This window comes from Haloechinothrix aidingensis, from assembly GCF_013450155.1.
In the GTDB taxonomy this organism is placed as follows: domain Bacteria; phylum Actinomycetota; class Actinomycetes; order Mycobacteriales; family Pseudonocardiaceae; genus Haloechinothrix; species Haloechinothrix aidingensis.
In genome coordinates this window covers 1-20,672 of the sequence record NZ_JACCKD010000008.1, presented here as the reverse complement: position 1 = coordinate 20,672, position 20,672 = coordinate 1, and the positions used below count along the sequence as shown (strand labels likewise).

Here is a 20,672-nt window from a genome sequence, read left to right as displayed (position 1 = left end):
ACGGCAGCGGGCGGTACCCGGTGCTATGCGGGCCGTCCCGCCGCGACCAAGACACGCGGTGGCCGGGCGGCGGACGGGTCGCGGCTGACGTAGCACAGCAGTCCGGGGAGCACCAGCAGGCAGGACGCGAGCGCCAGCACGATCATCACCGCGGTGAGGAGCCCGAACCCGGCGAACATCGGCATCGGGGCGAAGGACAGGATCACGAAGCCGGCCACACTCGTCACCGCGGAACCGGTCAGGGCGGCACCGGTGCCGCGCGTCGCGGCATGCAGCGCGCTCGAACGGTCAGGGGCCGAGCGCAGCTCCTCCCGGTAACGCATGGTCATGTGCGTGGCGAAGTCGATGCCGATGCCGATGGAGATCGCCCCGATCGTGGCCGTCACGAGGTTGACGTCGAACCCGGCGAGGCTCATGAATCCGTACAGCCAGATCACCACGAGTACGATCGGCGTGACGGTGACCAGGGCGTAGCGCACCGAGCGCAGCGCGACCCACGCGCACACCAGGCAGAGCAGGACCGCGATGGGCAGGGAGACCTGTAGGGAGCGGGTGACGGCGTCGAGGCTGGCCTGCCGCACGATCGGGTCGCCGGTCAGCACCGCCGAGGCGCCGTCGTCGAGCTCGGACAGCTCGGCGTCCAGGTCGGCGACGAGCGGTTCGAGTAGCTCGCGCGCGGCCGCCACGTTCTCCTGCGCGCGGCTGCCCACCAGGCCGACACTGAGCTGGATGGCGGTACGGTCCGACCCGTCCGGCTCCGCGATGACCTGGGACCGCTCGGCGGGGCTGAGCCGGCTCGCGCCGCCGAGCTCGTCGAGTGCCTGCCGGTCGACCGCGACCCGGCCGTCGCGGTCCTGCGCGAGCAGATTGGTGTCCACGGCGGCGAGCCGTTCGGTGAACCTGTCCACGGTGGCCAGTGCGGCCGGGTCGTCGAAGTCGGCCGTGGTCAGTACGACGGCTGGTTCACCGTGCTGGTCGCCGACATGCTCGTCGAGCTTGTCGAGTCCGGTGACGAAGCCGGTGTCCTCGGCGAAGAAGTCCTCCACGTCGAAGCTGGCCGGGACCTGCACGGCGAACACCGCGGCGCCCGCGGTCAACAGCCCCACCAGCGGCAGCACGACCGCCCGGCGTGCTGCGACGGCGACCACGCCGCGCGCGAGGACCGTGAACGGGGCACCAGCCGAGCGGGGTCGGGATGCCCCCGCCGGTTCTGCGGTGCCGCTGCCCCCTCGTCCCGCGAACCAGGCCGGGACCAGCACGAAGGCCAGCAGGTATCCGGCCAGCAGGGCCAGGCCCGCAGGCGGGGACAGGAAGACGAGCAACAGCACGGTGATCATGACCGTCCCGGCGGCAGCGAGGCCGCCGAGCACGGTGAGCGTACGCCCGAAGCGGCGTGTGGCCGTGGTGACGCGCTCCTCGGTGAGGGCCAGCGCGGCGGGAACGACGATGCCGAGCACGAGGAAGGCCGAGACGAGTGCCATCGCCGCGGCGATACCGAACTGCGTGATCGACTCGATGGGGCTGGCTGTGGTCGCGAGGAACGCCAGCGCCCCGGTACCCAGCGCCAGCAACAGGGCCGGACTCACCGCGCCGAGCCCGCGACCGAGCGCGGTGCGGGGTTCGTGACGCGCGGCCCGCTCCTCGCGGTAGCGGCCGACGGAGTGGAAGGCGTAGTCGACCCCGAACGCGATCATCGCGATCGGCACGACGGTGGCGAGGATCTGGTCTTCGGCGAGGCCGGCCAGGTTGGCGAGGCCCTGCAGCCAAACCAGGAGCGCGGCGAGCGCGCCGCCGACGATCGCCAGGATCCAGTAGCTGCGGAACGCCGCCCCCACGACCAGCACGATCGCCAGCACGGTGAAACCGATGTAGGGACCCGCCGCCTGCCCCTGCTCCTCGGCTGTGAGGTTCTGGTCGAGGGCGACGCCGTGCACGTCCAGCTCACCGGTGGCGTCGAGCACGGCGAGGATCTCGCGCCCCAGTTCCTCGACGGCGATGTCACTGCCGAACGCTGCTCCTGCCGAGTCGCTGTCGGCCTCCCCTGGTTCGGCGAGCACGGACAGGCTCATGGCGGGTGCGCGCCACGTTCCGGTGTCCTCGTCCCGGTCGGCAAGCTGCGACAGGTTCACGGCCTCGGCCCCGTGCGAGTCGATCAGCTCGTCCACCGTGGCGCGCACCGCCGCCTCGCTCGCCTGCTCGAGCCCGCCGTGCCCGTCCCGGCGCAAGGTGATGTCCACGGTGTCGGCGAAGGAGGCGATCCCGAGGGTCTCCGCGCCCGTGGTCGGGTCCGTCCGGGCGGTGAGGATGGGGCCGAGCTCGGGGTCCTCGCGCAGCGCCTCGGCGCGCTCGTGTACAGCCAGGAGGGCGTCGGGCTCGAGGATGTCGCCCTCGGCGGCCTCGGCGATGAAGAACCAGCGCTCGACGTCACCGCCGAAGCGTTGCTCGATGGTGTCGCGCGCGTCGAAGGCGGGCCCGTCGGGCTCGGTGGAGGCGAACTGGGTGGGTGCCATCGTCAGCAGCGGTATCGCAAGGGCCGCGGTGAGCAGTACGGCCGTGGTCACGACCGTGCGGGCGTGCCGGGCGGCCCACTCGCCGAGACGCCGGGCGTACGGCGCTGACCGGGGAAGGTTCGTCGGGCTCGGTTCGGACATGGTGCCCCTGTCGTCGCAGCATCTTGACAGTGGATAGATTTTCAGCAGAACTTTCCGCTGTCAAGATGTCGTCTATACTTGCCCGGCACATGCACAGGAGCCTGCGATACGGGTCGCGGCTCGGCGAGGAGGTGCGGGTGAGCGTGGAGCAGGGTCGTTACCACCACGGCGATCTTCCGGCAGCGATGCTGTCGGCGGTACGTGAGATCGTGCGCGAGCAGGGAATCAACGCGGTCACGCTGCGTGCCGCGGCGCGCCGAGCGGGCGTCAGCCACGCCGCGCCCGCGCACCACTTCGGCGACAAGGTGGGGCTGCTGACCGCGTTCGCCACCGAGGGATGCGAGATGCTGCGGGCGCGGCTCCTCGCCGCACGGGACGGTGCGGGGGAGGAGTCCGCGCTACTGGTGATCGGGACGGCGTACGTGCGCTTCGCGCTCGACGAGCCGGAGCACTTCGCCGTGATGTTCCGCGCCGATTACACCCGGCGCGAGGACCCGACCTACCGGCAGGCGCGCGAGGGAGCGTTCGCGGTGTTGCTCGATACGGTCCGCGAGGTCCGGGAGGGTCACCAAGCCGGCGGTGCGGCCGGTGACGACGCCGACGGGGACCGCGAGGCCGAGCAGGACGTCGAGCAGGGCACTGGCGAGGATGCGTTGCTGTGCGCGGCAACGGGCGCCTGGTCGCTGGTGCACGGCATCGCCACCCTGTGGCTGGACGGCAACCTGGACACACGGATCACCGACCGGTCCGCCGAGGATACCGCTGCCGCGCTGATGACGACCCTGGCCGAGACGCTACTCGAAGCGGCAGGCGGTGCACCCACCAGCCAGTGAGCGGGTGCTCAGCGCACCGGAATGTCCTCGGTCTCGAGTAGGTGGTCACCGGAACGCAACGTGGCTACCGCCCGCGCGCCCCGGAGCTCGTCCTCGGTGACGCCGGAGGCGAGCAGGCACGTGTACGGCCTGCCCGCGGGGATCTCGGCCGTACACGAGCCGAGGGACCGACCGTCACCGGCCACCGCCAGATCGACCGTTCCGGAATGCCAGGGGACCGTGCGGGCGAGCAGGTCCCCGTGATGCAGCTCCACCTGCGGCCCGGCCAGTGGCGATCCGTCGGGTTCCGGCAGCGGTGCCGACACGTCCGGCGCGCGGCGCCGCTCGCTGCCGTCCTCGGAGCCGGCCGGCACGCCGTGCGCCGCACCCGATGTCCGGGGCGCCTCCACAGCGCGGGAGGTGGCGCCTGCCCGCTGTCCCGCGCCGGTACCGAGGGGCACCGGAAGTGGCGCCTCGCCGACGTCGAGCGATGCGGTGGCCTCCCGCGGGTTCCTGGGGAACTCGTTGCCCCGCTCCCGTACGGAGAACCGGAAGCTGTCCGGGCCGGAGTATCCGGGGTGCGGGATGTAGGTGACCGAGGACCCGGTGAACCACTCGCCTTCCGTCTTGTCCAGCACCCCGTTCTCGGGTGCCTCCTCGATGCGGAACTGCGGCTCGTCGACGTCACCGTACGATTCCGCCGGAAGCTCCAGCCTGGTCGGCTGGGACCACGAGACCTCACCGGCCAGCGGCCGGGCCACGTACCCGGGCACCACCGTGTCGGCGAACGCAGGCGGGTTGGTCTCGTCTTCCTCGATCACCACGCCCTCGGGGTCGACGTCGGAACGCAGCGCGTACCGGCCGGGCGTGACATCGGAGATGTCCACCCACTGGAACGCCAGGTCCCGGTGGTAGACGTCGCGCCACCCTGGCGAGACACCCATGTCGACCTCGTCCGCCTCGGGGTTGTGCTGCTCGCAGAAGTTCAGCCCGTCGAGCGTGTACCCGGCCTCGTCCGGCCCCCACGGGTCGACGTGCTCGGAGTCGACAAGGCAGAAGCCGACCTTCTGGGACGGCGCCACCTCTTGCGTCCGGTCCTCGTTCCACAGCGAGTACGCGGCGGCGTCGTGCAGGTGCCAGTGGCCGTGGCCGTCGGCGTTCTCGAACAGGATGCGCGGTTCCGGGCTGGTCGTGCGGTCCTCGGAGCCGCCGTCCGAGTCGTAGATCCGCTGGTACACCTCGGTCATCTCGCCGGAGGAACGAGCCGTGCCGTATATCTCCAGCGGGCCGCTGCCCTGGTTGTGCACGTAGCCGTCGAAGCGCAGTAGGGCCCGGGTGCCGGAGGAGTCGGTGTAGGTCGTGGTGATCGCCCTGCCGACCGGGTCGGCCACCAGGTCGGGTAGCTCATCCGTGCCGGCGGCAGGGTCGGCGCCCGCCGTCGTCGCGGTGCTTGCCGCGAGCATCGCCGCGGCGAGCATGATCGCCGGGCAGGTTCGAGCCAGGATCCGGCGGGGACGGCTCGACCGGGGGCGAGTGACCCGGCCTGCGAACGTCGCGGGCTCCGTCATGCGTCACAGGGTGCCCGGTGCGGGCCGGATATGTCACCCCGTGGGGGCGTCGCGGCGCTACTCGACGAAACCGCGTACGCGGGTGACGTCGATGCGCAGCGCGGCCGGGAATTGCGCGCCGAAGGCCTCCGGGCTGCCGCTGATATGGACCATGCCGTCGCGGTACTTCGCCAGGTAACCCGGGTGCTCGTGCGGTGGGGGCACGTCGTCCACCGGGGTGGCCGTGCCGCGCAGCACCACGATGTCGCCGCCGCCTGCGCTGCTGTTGAAGTGCAGGGACACCCGTGGCCGGTGCCGGATGTGGGTCAGGCGGTGCGCGCTCGGGAGGTTGTACACGAGCACGCTGCCGTCCTCCCACAGGAACCACACGGGGTTCGGTTGCGGTGTGCCGTCCTGGCCGACGGTGCTGAGCCAGATCAGGGAGTCGTCGCGGAGCCGCTCGCGGACGCGGCGGCCGAAGGCTGTCTGCGGGTCGGGAAGCACTGCGGGCGACATGAACGCCAGGCTAGCGCGCTCGGAACGGGGCGCGCCCAGCGCAGCTGCCGGACCACTCGGTTCCGCCCCGGCCGTTCGCGCGCGGCCGGGGCGGACAACCCGATGGCATACACCCGAGCGTGCAAGGGGTCCGGCGCGCGATGATGGGGACACAACTCAACTGCATCCCGGCAGGCGGCCACAAGCGGCATGCCGGGCGGACAAAGGAGTCACCACCATGACCCTGGGAGTATTCGAACGAGAAACGGGCCACGAGCAGGTCGTGTTCTGCCACGACCCGGACAGCGGGCTAAAGGCGATCGTCGGGCTCTACTCCACGGCGCTGGGCCCCGGCCTCGGCGGCACGCGCTTCTACCCCTACGGCACCGAGGACGCGGCGATCACCGACGTGCTCAACCTGTCCAAGGGGATGGCCTACAAGAACGCGCTCGCCGGCATCCCGCACGGCGGCGGGAAGGCCGTGATCATCGGCGACCCGAGCGCCGACAAGTCCGACGCGCTGCTGCGCGCGTACGGGCACTTCGTCGACTCGCTCGGTGGTCGTTACATCACCGCGTGTGACATGGGCACCGCCGTGCCGGATATGGACATCATCGCCGGTGTCACCCGGCACGTGACCAGCAAGTCGCCCGCGCTCGGCGGTGGGGGTGACCCGTCGGTGCTGACCGCGTACGGCGTGTTCCGTGGCATGCTCGCCTGTGCCGAGCACCGCTGGGGCAGCGCCTCGCTGTCCGGTAAGCGGGTCGGGATTGCCGGTGTCGGCAAGGTCGGCCACCTGCTGCTGGAACACGTCCTGGACAGCGGGGGCTCGGTGGTGGTGACCGATGTGCGGCAGGAGGCGATCGACAAGGTCCGCACGGCGCACCCGGAGGTCGACGTCGTCGCCGACACCGATGCCCTGATCGGCGCGGACCTCGACGTGTTCGCGCCGTGCGCGCTCGGCGGGGTACTCAACGACGACACCGTGCCGGTGCTACGCGCACCGGTGGTCTGCGGCGCGGCGAACAACCAGCTCGACCACGACGGCCTGGACGCCGAGCTGGCCGCGCGCGGCATCCTTTACGCGCCGGACTACCTCGTCAACGCCGGTGGGGTCATCAACGTCGCCGACGAGCTGCACGGCTACAGCTTCGAACGTGCCAAGGCTCGCGCCGACCGGATCTTCGACACCACCAGGCAGGTGCTCGAACACGCCGCGAGTGAGGGGATCCCGCCTGCCTCCGCGGCCGATCGCATCGCCGAGCAGCGCATGCGCGACGCCGCGAGCCGGAAGGGCTCCGCAGCCGAGCCGGCAGGCTGACCCGGCCGACCCGGCCGGCCGACGCGGCGCACGCGTGCGGTGACGGGCTGCGGTCCGCCTACCCCGCGTGCGGGGACGAGCCGAGGGACCCCCTCGATACATATTGTGTACCCGAGGGGGCCTTCGGCTCGCCCCTGCCGGCTCTGTCGGTGCCCGCTGGTAGAGCTTCCGGTATGGCGACATGGGCAGAGATCGAGAGGGAGGTACCCGAGTTCGCGTCGCGGGTGCGGCAGCGGTTCGACTCGGGTACGCACAAGACCATGGCTACCGTGCGGCCGGACGGGTCGCCGCGCATCAGCGCGATCGAGGCGGCGTTCGCCGACGGCGAGCTGACCCTGGGCATGATGCCGGGGTCGGTGAAGCTCCGGGACGTGCGGCACGATCCACGTATCGCGCTGCACTGCCCCACGGTGGACGCTCCGGACGAGGAGAAGCCGGGCGAGTGGGCGGGGGATGCCAAACTCGCCGGGGTGCTGATCGAGAACGACGAGACCGCCGGTGCCGAGCCGTCCGAGGGCACCGGTTTCGCGATCGACATCCACGAGCTGGTCCTGATCTATGTCGGTGGTGACCCCGCCGACCACCTGGTGATCGAGAGCTGGCACGCCGGAACCGGCTGGCGCAGGCGCACCCGCACGTGAGGGCGGCTGGATCGGCCGGGGCGCGGTCCGCGCTCGTGCACGCCGGCCGCGTGCACGGCTTCCGTTAACGGCCCGCACCTGACGTGGATGCCGGTGCAGGGTGCACCCGGACCGTGGCGCCGCCCGTGCCGCCTGTCAATCGCGGCGGAAGAGCCAGTCCAGGCGCGGTTCGACGAGCGGCCGGAAGAGGGAGCGCACCGGTCCGCTCGCGAGCACGATCGTGAGCACCAGCCCGAGCAGGACCGTCACCGCAACCCCCGACGGCGTGTGGAGCCAGTCCATACGGTCGTACAGGCCGGTGTACTCGGGACCTTTGATCACGTAGCGGTGCAGGAGGTACACGTACAGGCTGCCCGCCCCGAGGGAGGTGAACCACACGTGGCGGCGCGGCACGAGCGCGAAGAACGCGGCGAGCAGGCCGAACGCGCCCACGAGGATGATCGACCTGGCCAGCACGCCCGTCGCGTCGCTGACGCCGAGCGACTCGTAACTGTGGGTGAAGTACAGCCAGTCCAGCGAGTAGGAACGCAGGAACAGGTACGACACAGCGACCGCGCCCGCGAACGTCAGCACCGCCGCGACCCGGGCGGTCGCTGTGTGCAGGAACGCGACGTACCGCTCGACCGGCAGCACCAGGCCGATCACGAAGAACGGCAGGAACCCGAGGGTGCGGTACATGTCCAGCGTCTCGGGCAGCGGCAGGACCGGGGACGATACCGAGATCGCGACAGCGCTGATGACCGCGGCCGCGGGCCTCATCGTGCGCCACAGGGGTGCGGACACCCGCCAGATGAACAGCGCACAGAGGAACCACATCGCGTAGCTCGGGTCGGTCACGTCGATCTCGCCCGGCGCACCGTCCTCGAGGTATGCCTTGAACAGCTCGAACGTCACCTCGAAGACGAGGTACGGAACGACGATCGTGGTGATGACGCGCCGCGACTGTCCCGGTGTGGCGGTGAAGCTGCGGGACAGGTACCCGGCGAGCAGGACGAACGCCGGCATGTGGAACGCGTAGATGGCGATGAACAGCACCGTCGCCATGGACGATCCCTCGGTGAGCGGCTCCACCGCGTGCCCGATCACCACCAGCGCGATGGCCAGGAACTTCGCATTGTCCACGAAACTGTCACGCGAACGGTTTTCCCGTGAATTTCTCGCCGGTTTGTTCCGTAATTCCGGGGTAAAGATACCCGCATCGGAGCGAGCTCGGTTCGCCATGCGGCCGAGTATCGCAGGTCGATAATTTTGCCGGCCGGGCAGACCGCTGTTCCGGAATCCGGATTCGGGCATTCGGAAATCAATGAACATGCTCTCCGTGTGGTGCTCGATATGCGCATTCCGTCTGCCGGACGATGTAGGCGGACCGTCGGGACGTTCCGCTCCACGGCCCCGTTCGCGGCCGTGACCCGCGTCGTTGACCGGTAAAGGGGAGCTCCGGCGGCCTCATTCCTGCGATGCTGGAACGACCTGGCCGGAGAGAGGGTGCTGCCCGTGGCATATCCGGAGCTGCGACACCGCGGGGATGAACAGATATGAATCAGTCGAACCGGCGGGACGCGCGGAATCCTTCGAGGAATCGGAGAGTCGCGCGAGAACCGTTCGTCGGGTCAATGGTCTGGTCACTCTCGTGTGCGGATTGTTCGCCGCGGTGCTCGCTGTGCACATCGTGCTTTTCGTTGCGAACGCGGACTTCGGCAACCCGTTCGCGCATTTCGTGTCCCACTGGGCCAGTGGGGTGTCGCTCGGCCTCGGCGATCTGTTCCTGGCCGGCAACGAGAAGCTGCGGGTCGCACTCAACCAGGGCCTGGCTGCCGTGCTGTGGCTCCTCATCGGCGCGCTCATCACCACGCTCATCTCGCGTGTGGTGCTCCCGCGCGGGAGCTGATGCCGCCACCACCGGCCGGGCTGACCGGCACCCGTCGTCCACACAGTCCTGGCGCCGGGTAGGTGTGCGAGGCATCCGCGTGAATCGTCCCTTCCCCGCGCGTCCCGACTTCGTTAGCGTTGCGAACCATGACGACAGCGATTACTGGTGGATACGTGGTCCCGGTCGACGGTGAACCCATCGACGGCGGGACGGTGCTGATCGACGGCAACACGATCGCCGCGGTCGGCACGGCGACCGATGTGCACATTCCGGACGGTGCCGAGCGTGTGGACGCGAGCGGGCAGTGGGTACTCCCCGGCTTCCTGGACGTGCACGCTCACCTCGGGGTGCACGAGGACGGGGAGGGTTGGTCGGGCGACGACACCAACGAGGCGACGGACGCGAACGGCGCGCGGTTCCGCGCCGTCGACGGCATCGACCCGCACGAGGTCGGTTTCGACGACGCGCTGGCTGGTGGGGTCACCAGCGCGGTGATCAAGCCTGGCTCGGCCAACCCCATCGGCGGCCAGACCGTAGCGGTCAAGACCTGGGGCCGTACCGCGTTCGACATGGTCTTCCGCGATCGGGTCAGTGTGAAGAGCGCGCTCGGCGAGAACCCGAAGCGTGTGTACGGGGAGAAGGACAAGACCCCGTCGACCCGTCTCGGGGTGGCCGCGACCATCAGGGAGGCTTTCACCTCCGCCCGCAACTACACGGCCCGGCGCGAGCAGGCGCGCGCCGAGGGCAAGCCGTTCGACACCGACCTGACCAACGAGACGCTGTCCGCCGTGCTCGACGGGACGCTGCCCTGGGACCAGCACACCCACCGGGCCGACGACATCGTCACCGCCATCCGGCTGGCCGAGGAGTTCGGCTACCGCCTCATCGTCAACCACGGTACCGAAGGGCACCGCATCGCCGACCTGCTCGCCGAGCGGGACGTCCCGGTCATCCTCGGGCCGATCTTCACCACCCGGGCCAAGGTCGAGCTGCGCCACCGATCATTGCGCGCACCGGGCATTCTGGACCGTGCCGGGGTGCGGCTCGCGATCACGACCGACCATCCCGTCGTGCCGATCGACTTCCTCGTCTACCAGGCCATCGTCGCCGTCAAGGAAGGGCTCGCCCCGGCGTCGGCGCTGCGCGCGCTGACCGTCAACCCGGCCGGCATGCTCGGGCTGGCCGACAGGGTGGGCGCGCTCGCACCGGGCCTGGACGCGGACGTGGTGATCTGGTCCGGTGACCCGCTGGACATCACCAGCCGCGCGCTGCGGGTCTACGTGTCCGGCCGCGACGTGTACCGCTTCGACCACGACACCGGCGAGGGTGTCGTGGCCGATCGCGTCTACCGGGAGCGCTGACGCGCGAGTCCATCAGGGCCGGTCCGCGGACGGTGTGCGCGGCTTCGGCTTGGCCATGTCCACGGCCTTGGCGAAGTCGTCGCGCACCGTCTGCGACGGCGTCGGCCCGGCGAAATTGACGATCGCGGCCAGCAGGAACGACACGATCACCGCGGGCACCATCTCGTAGAGTCCGATGTCGAACAGGCCTCCCTCGGTGTCGATGCGCGGCCAGATCAGCACGGTCAGCGCGCCGCCGAGCAGGCCGGCGAGCGCGCCCGCCCAGTTGAACCTGCGCCAGTACAGTGCGAGCAGGATGACCGGCCCGAACGACGCGCCGAATCCCGCCCAGGCGTTGGCTACCAGCTCGAGCACCGTGCCGCCCTGCAGCGCGAGCAGGTAGGCCACCACGGCCACGCCGATGACCGTGGCGCGCCCGATCCACACCAGACGCATCGGCGGTGCGTCCCTGTCGATCCGAGCGCGGTAGATGTCCTCGGTCAGCGACGAGGACGCCACCAGCAGCTGCGAGTCCGCGGTACTCATGATCGCCGCCAGGATCGCGGCCAGCAGGATCCCGGCGAGCCAGGACGGCAGCAGGTCCTGCACCAGCGCGATGAACACGGTCTCCTGCTCGCCGTCCCCGCCGAGTGGGGAGTCGGCGTAGTAGGCGATACCCACGAGGCCGACAGCCACGGCGAACGCCATCGCGGTCGCCGACCAGGTCACGCTGATGCGGCGTGCCAACGGCACGGCCGCCGCCGAACGGATTCCCATGAACCTGGCGAGGATGTGCGGCTGGCCGAAGTACCCGAAGCCCCACGCCAGGCTGGAGATGATGGCGACGGCACCGAGCGTGCCGACCGAGCTCCAGCTCCCGTCGGAGAACGACACCTCGGTGGCCGCGCCGAGCAGGCCCGCTGCCTGGTCGCTGATCTGCTCGATCGTCGATCCCGCCCCTCCGAGGCTGACCATGGCGGTCACCGGGACGACGAGCAGCGCGAACCACATCAGGATGCCCTGCAGCACATCGGTGTAGCTGACGGCGAGGAACCCCCCGAGGAAGGTGTAGCTGACGATGGCGAGCACGCCGATGGTCATGGCCGTCGGCGCGGCGATCCCGAAGAGCTGGTCGAACAGCACCCCGGCGGCCACCAGCATCGAGGAGACGTAGACGCAGTAGAAGACGATGATGACCACGGCCGATGCGGTACGCAGCAGGGCCGTGCGGTCCTCGAAGCGGTGCTCGAAGAACGCCGAGATGGTCAGCGCGTCCGCGGGCCTGCCGGTACCGACGTCGGTGGTGATCTCGGTGTAGGTGCGCAACCGCGCCGCCACGATCAGCCAGCTCAGGTACAGGCCCACCGCGAGGCCCACGCCGATCCATCCCGCTGCCAGCCCGCTGAGGTACGCGGCGCCCGGCAACCCCATCAGCAGCCACGAGCTCATGTCGGAGGCGTTCGCCGACAGCGCGGCGGTCGGGCTGTTCAGTTTGCGTCCACCGAGCACGAAGTCGGACAGCGTGGCGGTATGCCGGTAGACCCATACGCCGATCGCGAGCATGATCGCGAGATAGATGATGAAGGTGACTACGGTGCCGGTCTGGTTTTCCATCGGAACCACCTCGTGGGTGAGCTCGGGAGCAGGGGCACGGCCGGTGCGCCGCTACTCTGCCAGGAGCGTGTAGCCCACGAAAGTCCCAGTAGGACACGGATCTATTGCGATGCGCGTCAACCCCGGCGCAGCTCCCGGGCGATGACCATACGCTGGATCTGGTTGGTGCCCTCGAAGATCTGCGGCACCTTGGCCTCGCGCATGTAGCGTTCCACAGGGAAGTCGCGGGTGTAACCGGCGCCGCCGAGCACCTGCACCGCGTCGGTGGTGACCTTCATCGCGGAGTCGGTGGCGACCAGCTTGGCGATCGAGGCCTGCCTGCCGAACGGCAGCCCCCGGTCCTTGCGGCGTGCGGCCTCCAGGTAGGTCGCGCGGGACGACTCGACCGCGGCTGCCATGTCGGCCAGCAGGAACTCGATGCCCTGGAAATCGATGATCGGGGTGCCGAACTGGGTGCGCTGGGTGGCGTAGGCGACCGCCTCGTCCAGCGCGGCCTGCGCCAGCCCGACCGAGCAGGCCGCGATACCGAGCCTGCCGGATGCCAGCGAGTCGAGTGCGATGCGCAGGCCGCTGCCCTCGTCACCGAGCAGCCGCTCCCGCTCCACGCGGGCATCGCTGAAGACCAGTTGCGCTGTGGTGGACGCGGTCATACCCATCTTCTGCTCGGGCGGCGCCGCGGAAAGGCCTTCGGTTCCCGCGTCGACAAGCAGGCAGCTGATGCCCTTGGAGCCGTCCGGGCTGGTGCGCACCATCGTGGTGTAGTAGTCGGCCTCGCCGCCGTGCGTGATCCAGGCCTTGGTGCCGTTGACGACGTAGTGCTCGCCGTCGCGCTCGGCGCGGGTGGTCAGCGCGGCGGCGTCCGACCCGGCGTGCGGCTCGGACAGCGCGTAGGCACCCAGCAGCTGCCCGGACAGCATGTCCGGCAGCCACCGCTCACGCTGCTGCTCGGTGCCGTAGTAGGCCAGCGCGAAACACGACATGGTGTGCACCGACATACCGACGCCCACCGACATCCACGCGCTCGCGATCTCCTCGAGCACCTGCAGGTACACCTCGTAGGGAACATCCCCGCCGCCCCAGCGCTCGGGGTAGGGCAACCCGAGCAGGCCGCTCTTTCCGAGCAGGCGGAACTGCTCGCGCGGGAAGCGATGGGCCTGTTCGAACTCGCCTGCGACCGGGGCCAGCTCCGCACGCGCGATCTCCCTCGCCAGCGCGATCAGGTCCTCGGCTTCCGTGTTTGGCAGCGTGCGTTCGGCAGGCATGGCTCCTCCAGGGCGCGTCGTGACACCGGACGATACCGATAACGGTACTATAGGTCTTTTTTCAGTACTGTTCTACGGTGGAGGCATGGCCGGCTACGGATCCGCGGGCGCGGAGTCAGCTCCGGCGGCGCGTGTCGCCGTACGCACCCCCGCATCACGGGCGCTGACCAAGCGCCAGCAAGCGCTGCTCGGTGAGCTGGAGGAGCTGTTCCTGACCAAGGGCTTCCTGCAGTTCACGCTCGACGATCTGGCCGCCCAGCTGAGCTGCTCGAAATCGACGCTGTACGCGCTGGCGGCCAGCAAGGAACAGCTCGCCGTACGGGTGGTGCGGCGGTTCTTCGCAGGAGCGGCCGAGGAGATCGAGCGGCGCGTGGCGGGTATCGACGACGCGCGCGTGGTGATCGACACCTACCTCGCCGGAGTCTCCGAGCACCTGGGCAGGGCCTCGGACGTGTTCATGCGGGATGTGGCCGCGTTCGAGCCGGCGCGCGCGGAGTACGAGCGCAACAGCCGCGCGGCCGCTGCGCGCATCCGCACGTTCATCACCTCCGGCGTCGCGGAGGGGGTGTTCCGGGAGGTGCACGCCGACCTGCTCGCCGAGATGGTGGGCGTGCTCATCGAGGCCATCCAGACCGGTGTGATCGGTGAGCGCACGCGGGTCAGCGACGCCGAGTCGTTCGAGGCCCTCGCCGAGCTGCTGCTCGGTGGCCTGCAAACTCCACGCCGGTGAGCGTTGCGAGCCCCACAACAGTGACCTCGTTCAACTGTGAGTATCGTCCCACCGGTTTACCGAGGTCAGGTGTGGTGCTGCGCGGAGCCCCTCTGGTCGACTAGCGTAGAGCTGAACTGACACCCCAGCGGGGCGGTGCGTGGTGCGGGTCCGCGTCTGGCGCGCCGGCGCAACTCGTCGGCGACCTTGGTGCGGCACCACCGTCTCGTACGACCTGAGAGGGACGTGCATGTCCGACGCAGCCACGCCTGCCGGTGCCAAGGGCAACGAAGCCGCAGACACCGTCGCGCTCCGATTGCCAAGCGGCGAGCACGAGTTGCAGGTAATACCCGCGGTCGAGGGGGCCCCTGGTATCCAGCTGGGGAACCTGCTCGCCAAGACGGGCTACATCACCTACGACCCCGGCTTCGTCAATACCGGCTCGGCATCATCGGCAATCACCTACATCGACGGCGACGCGGGTGTGTTGCGTTACCGCGGCTACCCGATCGAGCAGCTGGCGCAGCGGTCGAGCTTCCTCGAGGTCAGCTACCTGCTGATCTACGGTGACCTGCCGTCCAAGGAGCAGCTGTCTGCCTTCGTCGACCGGATCCAGCGGCACACGCTGCTGCACGAGGACCTCAAGCGGTTCTTCGACGGCTTCCCGCGCGACGCGCACCCGATGCCCGTGCTGTCCAGTGCGGTCTCCGCGCTGTCCACCTTCTACCAGGACTCGCTGAACCCCTTCGACCAGACCAGCGTCGAGCTGTCCACCATCCGGCTGCTGGCCAAGGTCCCCACGATCGCGGCGTACGCGTACAAGAAGTCCATCGGCCAGCCGTTCCTCTACCCGGACAACTCGCTCGGCCTTGTGGAGAACTACCTGCGCATGACCTTCGGCCTGCCTGCCGAGCCGTACGAGGTCGACCCGGACATCGCGCGGGCGCTCGACCAGCTGTTCATCCTGCACGCCGATCACGAGCAGAACTGCTCCACCTCCACGGTGCGCATGGTGGGGTCCTCGGAGGCGAACCTGTTCGCCAGTGTCTCGGCAGGGATCAACGCGCTGTTCGGCCCGCTGCACGGTGGGGCGAACGCTGCCGTGCTGGACATGCTCTCCGACATCAAGGCCGACGGCGGCGACGTCGGCAAGTTCGTCGAACGGGTCAAGAACAAGGAAGCCGGCGTGCGGCTGATGGGCTTCGGGCACCGGGTGTACAAGAACTACGACCCGCGCGCGAAGATCATCAAGAAGACGGCCGACGACATCCTGAGCAAGCTCGGCAAGAACGACGAGCTGCTGGACATCGCCAAGAAGCTGGAAGAGACCGCGCTGTCCGACGACTACTTCATCCAGCGCAACCTCTACCCGAACGTCGACTTCTACACCGGGCTCATCTACCGCGCGCTCGGATTCCCCACCGAGTACTTCACCGTGCTGTTCGCCCTCGGCAGGCTGCCGGGCTGGATCGCGCACTGGCGGGAGATGATGACCGACCCGGCCCGCAAGATCGGCAGGCCGCGCCAGGTCTACACCGGTGCCCCGCAGCGCGAGTACACGCCGCTCGACCAGCGCTGAAGCCCGTGCGTGGCCGGGCAGGGGACGCCCGGCCACGCACCGGAGCCGAGCCTGCCTGGTCCGTCCGTGCGGCGGCTGGTTACCGCGCGCTCACACCTTCGACGGGCGCAGCGCCTCAGCGAGCCTGAGCCTGCTGCCCATGTGCAGCACGGCGTTGCGGTAGATCTTGCCGCCGAGCCAGGTGAGCACCAGGATCGTGAGTGCGGTCAGGCCCGCGGCCAGCGCGATCTCCCATCCCGTCACGTCGCTCGCCGCGATCCGGCCCGGCATCAGCATCGGCGCGAAGAAGGGCACCAGCGACATCACCGCGGCTGTCGTGCCGCCCGGGTCGGCCATGGTCACGTTGATGCCGACGACGAACCCGAGTACCAGGATCATCGTCACGGGAGTCACCACCGACTGCATGTCCTCCTGCCGGGATACCAGCGAGCCGGCGCCGGCGAACACGGACGCGTAGAGGAAGAACCCGAGCACGTACCACACCACGCCCCAGGCGAAGGTGGTGTAGGCGACATCGGAGACGGTGAGCACGCCGGATGCCGTGGCCATCGCGAGACCGAGGCCCGCGATGATGACGAGCTGGATCAGCCCGACCAGCCCGAGGCCCGCGACCTTGCCGAGCAGGAGCTGCCACGGCCGCACCGCGGCCAGCAGGATCTCCACGACCCGGCTGGACTTCTCCTCGACGACCCCCTGCGCGACGTAGGCGCCGTAGGTGCTGATGCCGAAGAACAGCAGGAACGCCATGATCGCGCCGACCGCCAGGCGCTGCCCTTCCTCGGGATCGGCGCTTTCCAGCGTGGTCACGCCGATTTCGGCGGCGTTCGCCTCGCCGAGTACCGCGCCGGGATCGTCCACACCGGCCTGTGCCAGAGCGGCCCTGAGTACCTGCTGCTGGGTGATCCCGGTCAGGGCCGCGTGCAACCGCTCGTCCAACTCGGACTCGGTGACTACCTCGAGGTCGGAAGCCGCGCCCGACACGGCGGCATCGAGCTCGCCGCTGTCCACTCGGGACCGGCCTTGTTCGGCGCTCGCCAGCGTCGTGACGTCCGCGTCGAGGCCGAGCTCGCCTGCCGATGCCTCCAGCTGGCTCGCGATGTGCGTGGCCTGCCCGGACACGCCGATCGATGTCGTATCCGAGTCGGAGAACAGGGCGTTGATCAGCAAGAGGTAGATCGCGATACCGGCGACGATCGCGAGGGTGCCGAAGGCGAACGCCTTGGTGCGCAGCCGGGTGGTGATCTCGCGCCGCGCGATGAGCGCGACGATGCGTGCGGGTGCCTGCCCCGCGGTGCCGGGACCGGTCGCGCTCACTGCTGGCTCCCTTCGGTGACGACGTTGCGGAACAATTCGGTCAGCGAGGGGCGCTGCTTGCTGAACTCCGTCACCCGGCCGGTCTCCAGCGCCGCCCGCAGCACCGCCTGCTCATCCGTGCCCGGGTCCAGCTCCAGCACGGTCTGGGAGTCCACCTCCCTGAGCACCCGCACTCCGGCGATGTGACTCGCCCAGCCGGACGGGGCTTCCGGTGCCACGACTCGCAACGTGCCGGACGCGGCCGAGGTCAGCTCGTCGACGGCGCCTTGGGCGACCATCTGCCCGTCGCGAATGATGCCGACCCGGTCGCAGAGGCGCTCGACCAGGTCGAGCTGGTGGCTGGAGAACACCACGGGCACGCCCGCCGCGGCCTTCTCCCGGAGCACGGCACTCATCACGTCCACGGCGACCGGGTCGAGACCGGAGAACGGTTCGTCCAGCACCAGTATGTCGGGGTCGTGTACCAGCGCGGCAGCCAGCTGGACACGCTGCTGGTTGCCGAGGCTGAGCTTCTGTACCTCGTCGTGGCGTCGCTCCCGCAGATCCATGCGGGCCAGCCACCGCTCCGTCCTGGTGTGCGCCTCGTCGGTGGAGCACCCGCGCAGCTGAGCGAGGTACACGAGCTGGTCGAGCACCGGCATCTTCGGGTACAGGCCGCGTTCCTCCGGCATGTACCCGATCCTGGCGCGCATGCTCGAGGTGATCGGTGCGTGACCGACACGCACCTCACCGGAGTCGGCGGCCAGAACGCCGAGGATGATGCGCATGGCGGTGGTCTTGCCGGCTCCGTTGCTGCCGACGAACCCGAACAGCTCGCCGGGCCGCACGGCGAAGCTGACGCGGTCGAGCGCGGTTACGCCCCCGTAGCGCTTGCAGAGTTCGACGACGTTCAGGGTGTTCGCGTCCACAGCCTCCCCCGTGTTCGCCCAGTGTTCCCAGCGGCATCGGCGCCGCCGATGCCGCTGGGGCACATCATGACGCAGGGGTCGTCGCCTCCCCCGAACGGGGGTTGTTACGGGGCCGGTTCACCTGTCACTCCGTCCTGCTGACGTCCAGCTCCCCAGCCGCGAAAGCCGTCCGCAACCGCTTCTTGTCCGCCTTACCGACACTGGTCTTGGGTACCTCGTCGATCACGGCCCAGTTCTCCGGCAGCTGCCAGCGAGCGACCTTGCCGGAGAGGAACTCGCGCAGTTGTTCCGGAGTCGCGTGCTGCTGGTCCTTGAACGAGACCGCCACCAGCGGCCGCTCGTCCCACTTCTCGTCCGGCACCCCGATCACGGCGGCCTCGGCGACCGACTCGTGTGCCATCACGTGGTTCTCCAGCTCGACCGAGGAGATCCACTCGCCGCCGGACTTGATGACGTCCTTGGCGCGGTCGGTCAGCGTGAGGTAGCCGTCCGGCGTGATGTGCCCGACGTCGCCGGTGCGCAACCACCCGTCGTGGAACTTCTCGTCGTCGTCCACGCCGTAGTACTTCGCGGCGATCCAGGGGCCGGTGACCTCCAGCTCGCCGACACTGCGCCCGTCCCAGGGCAGCTCGGCACCGGAGTCGCCGACCAGCCGGGCACGCACGGAAGCGGGGAAGCGACCCTGCGTGTACCGGTATGCCCAGGCCTGCTCCCCGGTCGTGCCCGCGGGCGAGCGTGCCACGCTGCCCAGCGGGGAGGTCTCGGTCATCCCCCAGGCATGCAGCACGGGAACGCCGTAGTTCTCCTCGAATGCGTGCATCAGCGACGGCGGCGCGGCCGAGCCGCCCACCACGACCTCCCGCAGGTGGGAGATGTCTTGCGGGTTCGACTCCAGGTGCAGCAGCAGGCCCTGCCAGATCGTGGGCACCGCGCCCGCGAAGGTGGGCCGTTCCGCGGCGAGGATCTCCGCGATCGCGTCGGGCTGCAGGAACCGGTCCGGCATGATCAGCGAGGCGCCCACCATGAACGCGGCATAGGGCAGTCCCCACGACATGGCGTGGAACTGCGGGACGATCGCCAGCGTGGAGTCGGCTTGGGACAGTGCCATGCTGTCGCTCATGCAGACCTGCATGGAGTGCAGCCAGATGGACCGGTGCGAGTAGACCACGCCCTTGGGGTCACCCGTGGTGCCGGAGGTGTAACACATCGCGGCTGCCGCCCGCTCGTCCACCGCCGGCCACGAGTACTCGGTGGGCTGGTCGGCGAGCAGCCGCTCGTAGGAGTGCGCCTCGATCCCTTCCGGGACCTCGATGTCGCCCGCCTCGCCACCGTTGACGATCACGTGCCGGACGGTGCTCATCTGCGGTAGGTACTTGGACAGCAGCGGGGCCAGGGTGCTGTCCACGATGATGACGTGGTCCTCGGCGTGGTCGGCGATGAACGTGAGTTGTTCCGCCGAGAGCCGGATGTTGAGTGTGTGCAGGACCGCGCCCATCGCCGGGATCGCCAGGTACGCCTCGAGGTGCTCGTTGTTGTTCCACATGAACGTGGCCACGCGCTGGTCGGACGTGACCCCGAGGCCGCGCAGCGCGTGTGCGAGCTGGGCCGCGCGCCTGCCGACCTCGGCGTAGCTGCGTCGCCTGCAGCCCTGGCCGGTCCAGGTGGCTACCTCACTGGTGCCGTGTACTTGCGATCCGTAGCGGAGTAACTGGGCGATCGAGAGCTCGCCGTCCTGCATTGTGCTGTACATGCTGCGAGGCTAACGCGCTCCTGCCCGGTGTGACTCCCCAAGACGGAGGAGGTAACCGGTCGGTTGTGACTGGATCGGGTCAACGAGCAGTGGGATATTCGCTGGTGACTGCGTGTCGGTGCTGCCGAAGTCGCCGTTGTGGCGTTTACTGGTGGCATAGCACCGCACGCGGATGCCGCGTGTGGCGTGGCAGCGAAACCGCCGGGAAGGCTCTCAGGGCCCAGCGTCGTGCTGGTGGTCGTGGTACCCGGCGGGACGGAAGCGGAACAGGAAGGATGACGTACGTTGGCTCTGCCTACGTTGACTCCGGAGCAGCGCGCGGAAGCGCTCGCCAAGGCCGCCGAGGCCCGCAAGGCTCGGTCGGAGCTGCTCGCGTCGATCAAGTCCGGCGAGCAGAGCATCGAGAAGGTGCTCGAGCGCGCCAAGGAGAACAAGACCATCGGCAAGACGAAGGTGTCTGCGCTGCTCAAGGCCGTTCCCGGCCTTGGTGCCGTCAAGGTCGCGAACCTGATGGAGCAGATCGGTATCGACCCGGACCGCCGCGCGGCCGGGCTCGGCGATCGTCAGCGCCGGGCATTGGTCGAAGCGCTGAAGTAAACCCGTGACCGGGGTCCGTGGGTCCTGGCAGGCGCCGTACACCTGCGCCTGCCAGGACGACGAGGCCCCCGGAGGGTCGTTCACAAGCCGGCTGGCGGGGGCTGCCCGCAGGGCAGCTCGTGAGAGCCGGCTGCTGGTGACGCATGTGTGTCGCGGTTGGTTTGTCCGGTGGACGACCCGACCGAGTGGTACTGAGGGTCGTTCACAAGCCGGCTGGCGGGGGCTGCCCGCAGGGCAGCTCGTGAGAGCCGGCTGCTGGTGA

The 20,672-nt window shown here is 69.4% G+C and carries 17 protein-coding genes; 8 read left to right on the top strand and 9 right to left on the bottom strand.

Annotation, left to right across the window (positions count from 1 at the left end; all coding sequences use genetic code 11):
• Positions 1 to 23: 23 nt before the first annotated feature.
• Positions 24 to 2,651 carry an efflux RND transporter permease subunit gene (locus tag H0B56_RS19090; RefSeq protein WP_180894483.1) on the bottom strand — a complete coding sequence of 876 codons (2,628 nt, stop codon included), beginning with the start codon at positions 2,649 to 2,651 and terminating at the stop codon, positions 24 to 26.
• 89 nt (positions 2,652 to 2,740) lie between these two features.
• Between H0B56_RS19090 and H0B56_RS19085 the strand changes: the two genes are divergently transcribed.
• Positions 2,741 to 3,484: a TetR/AcrR family transcriptional regulator gene (locus H0B56_RS19085; protein WP_180894482.1), complete on the top strand. Its 744-nt coding sequence runs from the start codon at positions 2,741 to 2,743 to the stop codon at positions 3,482 to 3,484.
• An 8-nt stretch (positions 3,485 to 3,492) separates the two neighbouring features.
• Here the strand turns inward: H0B56_RS19085 and H0B56_RS19080 are convergent, their stop codons facing one another.
• A complete protein-coding gene (locus H0B56_RS19080) occupies positions 3,493 to 5,031 on the bottom strand; it encodes a lysyl oxidase family protein (RefSeq protein ID WP_180894481.1) in 1,539 nt (512 codons plus the stop codon).
• Between the two features lie 57 nt (positions 5,032 to 5,088).
• Complete coding sequence (locus tag H0B56_RS19075) at positions 5,089 to 5,526, bottom strand: TIGR03667 family PPOX class F420-dependent oxidoreductase (RefSeq protein ID WP_180894480.1); 438 nt, start codon at positions 5,524 to 5,526, stop codon at positions 5,089 to 5,091.
• Between the two features lie 217 nt (positions 5,527 to 5,743).
• Here H0B56_RS19075 and H0B56_RS19070 point away from each other — a divergent pair, with 217 nt between their 5' ends.
• Both H0B56_RS19070 and H0B56_RS19065 read left to right on the top strand, forming a co-directional pair.
• Positions 5,744 to 6,826 (top strand): Glu/Leu/Phe/Val dehydrogenase, encoded by a 1,083-nt coding sequence (locus tag H0B56_RS19070; protein ID WP_180894479.1) that lies wholly within the window; start codon positions 5,744 to 5,746, stop codon positions 6,824 to 6,826.
• Positions 6,827 to 6,999: 173 nt separating this feature from the next.
• Positions 7,000 to 7,467, top strand: coding sequence for a pyridoxamine 5'-phosphate oxidase family protein (locus tag H0B56_RS19065; RefSeq protein WP_180894478.1), 468 nt, complete (start codon positions 7,000 to 7,002; stop codon positions 7,465 to 7,467).
• 135 nt (positions 7,468 to 7,602) lie between these two features.
• Here H0B56_RS19065 and H0B56_RS19060 read toward each other — a convergent pair whose 3' ends face one another.
• Entirely contained in the window at positions 7,603 to 8,589 is a 987-nt protein-coding gene (locus tag H0B56_RS19060; RefSeq protein WP_180894477.1) for an acyltransferase family protein, read from the bottom strand.
• Positions 8,590 to 9,097: 508 nt separating this feature from the next.
• On the opposite strand from H0B56_RS19060, the gene H0B56_RS19055 reads away from it, so the two are divergent.
• Both H0B56_RS19055 and H0B56_RS19050 read left to right on the top strand, forming a co-directional pair.
• The gene (locus H0B56_RS19055) at positions 9,098 to 9,355 is read left to right on the top strand and encodes a hypothetical protein (protein ID WP_246361344.1); all 258 of its coding nucleotides are present in this window, start codon (positions 9,098 to 9,100) and stop codon (positions 9,353 to 9,355) included.
• A gap of 128 nt (positions 9,356 to 9,483) precedes the next feature.
• The gene (locus tag H0B56_RS19050; RefSeq protein ID WP_180894475.1) at positions 9,484 to 10,698 is read left to right on the top strand and encodes an amidohydrolase; all 1,215 of its coding nucleotides are present in this window, start codon (positions 9,484 to 9,486) and stop codon (positions 10,696 to 10,698) included.
• A gap of 12 nt (positions 10,699 to 10,710) precedes the next feature.
• Here H0B56_RS19050 and putP read toward each other — a convergent pair whose 3' ends face one another.
• Together putP and H0B56_RS19040 are read right to left on the bottom strand one after the other, a co-directional pair.
• Positions 10,711 to 12,291: a sodium/proline symporter PutP gene (gene putP / locus H0B56_RS19045; RefSeq protein WP_180894474.1), complete on the bottom strand. Its 1,581-nt coding sequence runs from the start codon at positions 12,289 to 12,291 to the stop codon at positions 10,711 to 10,713.
• 116 nt (positions 12,292 to 12,407) lie between these two features.
• Positions 12,408 to 13,553, bottom strand: a complete 1,146-nt coding sequence (locus H0B56_RS19040; protein ID WP_180894473.1) for an acyl-CoA dehydrogenase family protein — start codon at positions 13,551 to 13,553, stop codon at positions 12,408 to 12,410.
• 85 nt (positions 13,554 to 13,638) lie between these two features.
• Between H0B56_RS19040 and H0B56_RS19035 the strand changes: the two genes are divergently transcribed.
• Both H0B56_RS19035 and H0B56_RS19030 read left to right on the top strand, forming a co-directional pair.
• Positions 13,639 to 14,283 carry a TetR/AcrR family transcriptional regulator gene (locus H0B56_RS19035; RefSeq protein ID WP_180894472.1) on the top strand — a complete coding sequence of 215 codons (645 nt, stop codon included), beginning with the start codon at positions 13,639 to 13,641 and terminating at the stop codon, positions 14,281 to 14,283.
• A gap of 229 nt (positions 14,284 to 14,512) precedes the next feature.
• On the top strand, positions 14,513 to 15,841 hold the full coding sequence (locus H0B56_RS19030; protein ID WP_180894471.1) for a citrate synthase: 1,329 nt from the start codon (positions 14,513 to 14,515) through the stop codon (positions 15,839 to 15,841).
• A 90-nt stretch (positions 15,842 to 15,931) separates the two neighbouring features.
• Here H0B56_RS19030 and H0B56_RS19025 read toward each other — a convergent pair whose 3' ends face one another.
• The 3 genes from H0B56_RS19025 to H0B56_RS19015 all read right to left on the bottom strand — a co-directional run bounded on the left by H0B56_RS19025 (position 15,932) and on the right by H0B56_RS19015 (position 19,813).
• Positions 15,932 to 17,155 carry an ABC transporter permease gene (locus tag H0B56_RS19025; RefSeq protein WP_180894470.1) on the bottom strand — a complete coding sequence of 408 codons (1,224 nt, stop codon included), beginning with the start codon at positions 17,153 to 17,155 and terminating at the stop codon, positions 15,932 to 15,934.
• Positions 17,152 to 18,063 carry an ATP-binding cassette domain-containing protein gene (locus H0B56_RS19020; RefSeq protein WP_180894469.1) on the bottom strand — a complete coding sequence of 304 codons (912 nt, stop codon included), beginning with the start codon at positions 18,061 to 18,063 and terminating at the stop codon, positions 17,152 to 17,154. The genes H0B56_RS19025 and H0B56_RS19020 overlap by 4 nt, the downstream gene beginning before the upstream one ends.
• Before the next feature lie 124 nt (positions 18,064 to 18,187).
• The gene (locus H0B56_RS19015; protein WP_180894468.1) at positions 18,188 to 19,813 is read right to left on the bottom strand and encodes a long-chain fatty acid--CoA ligase; all 1,626 of its coding nucleotides are present in this window, start codon (positions 19,811 to 19,813) and stop codon (positions 18,188 to 18,190) included.
• Between the two features lie 285 nt (positions 19,814 to 20,098).
• On the opposite strand from H0B56_RS19015, the gene mihF reads away from it, so the two are divergent.
• Positions 20,099 to 20,410: an integration host factor, actinobacterial type gene (gene mihF / locus H0B56_RS19010; RefSeq protein ID WP_089301549.1), complete on the top strand. Its 312-nt coding sequence runs from the start codon at positions 20,099 to 20,101 to the stop codon at positions 20,408 to 20,410.
• The last annotated feature ends 262 nt before the right edge of the window (positions 20,411 to 20,672 follow it).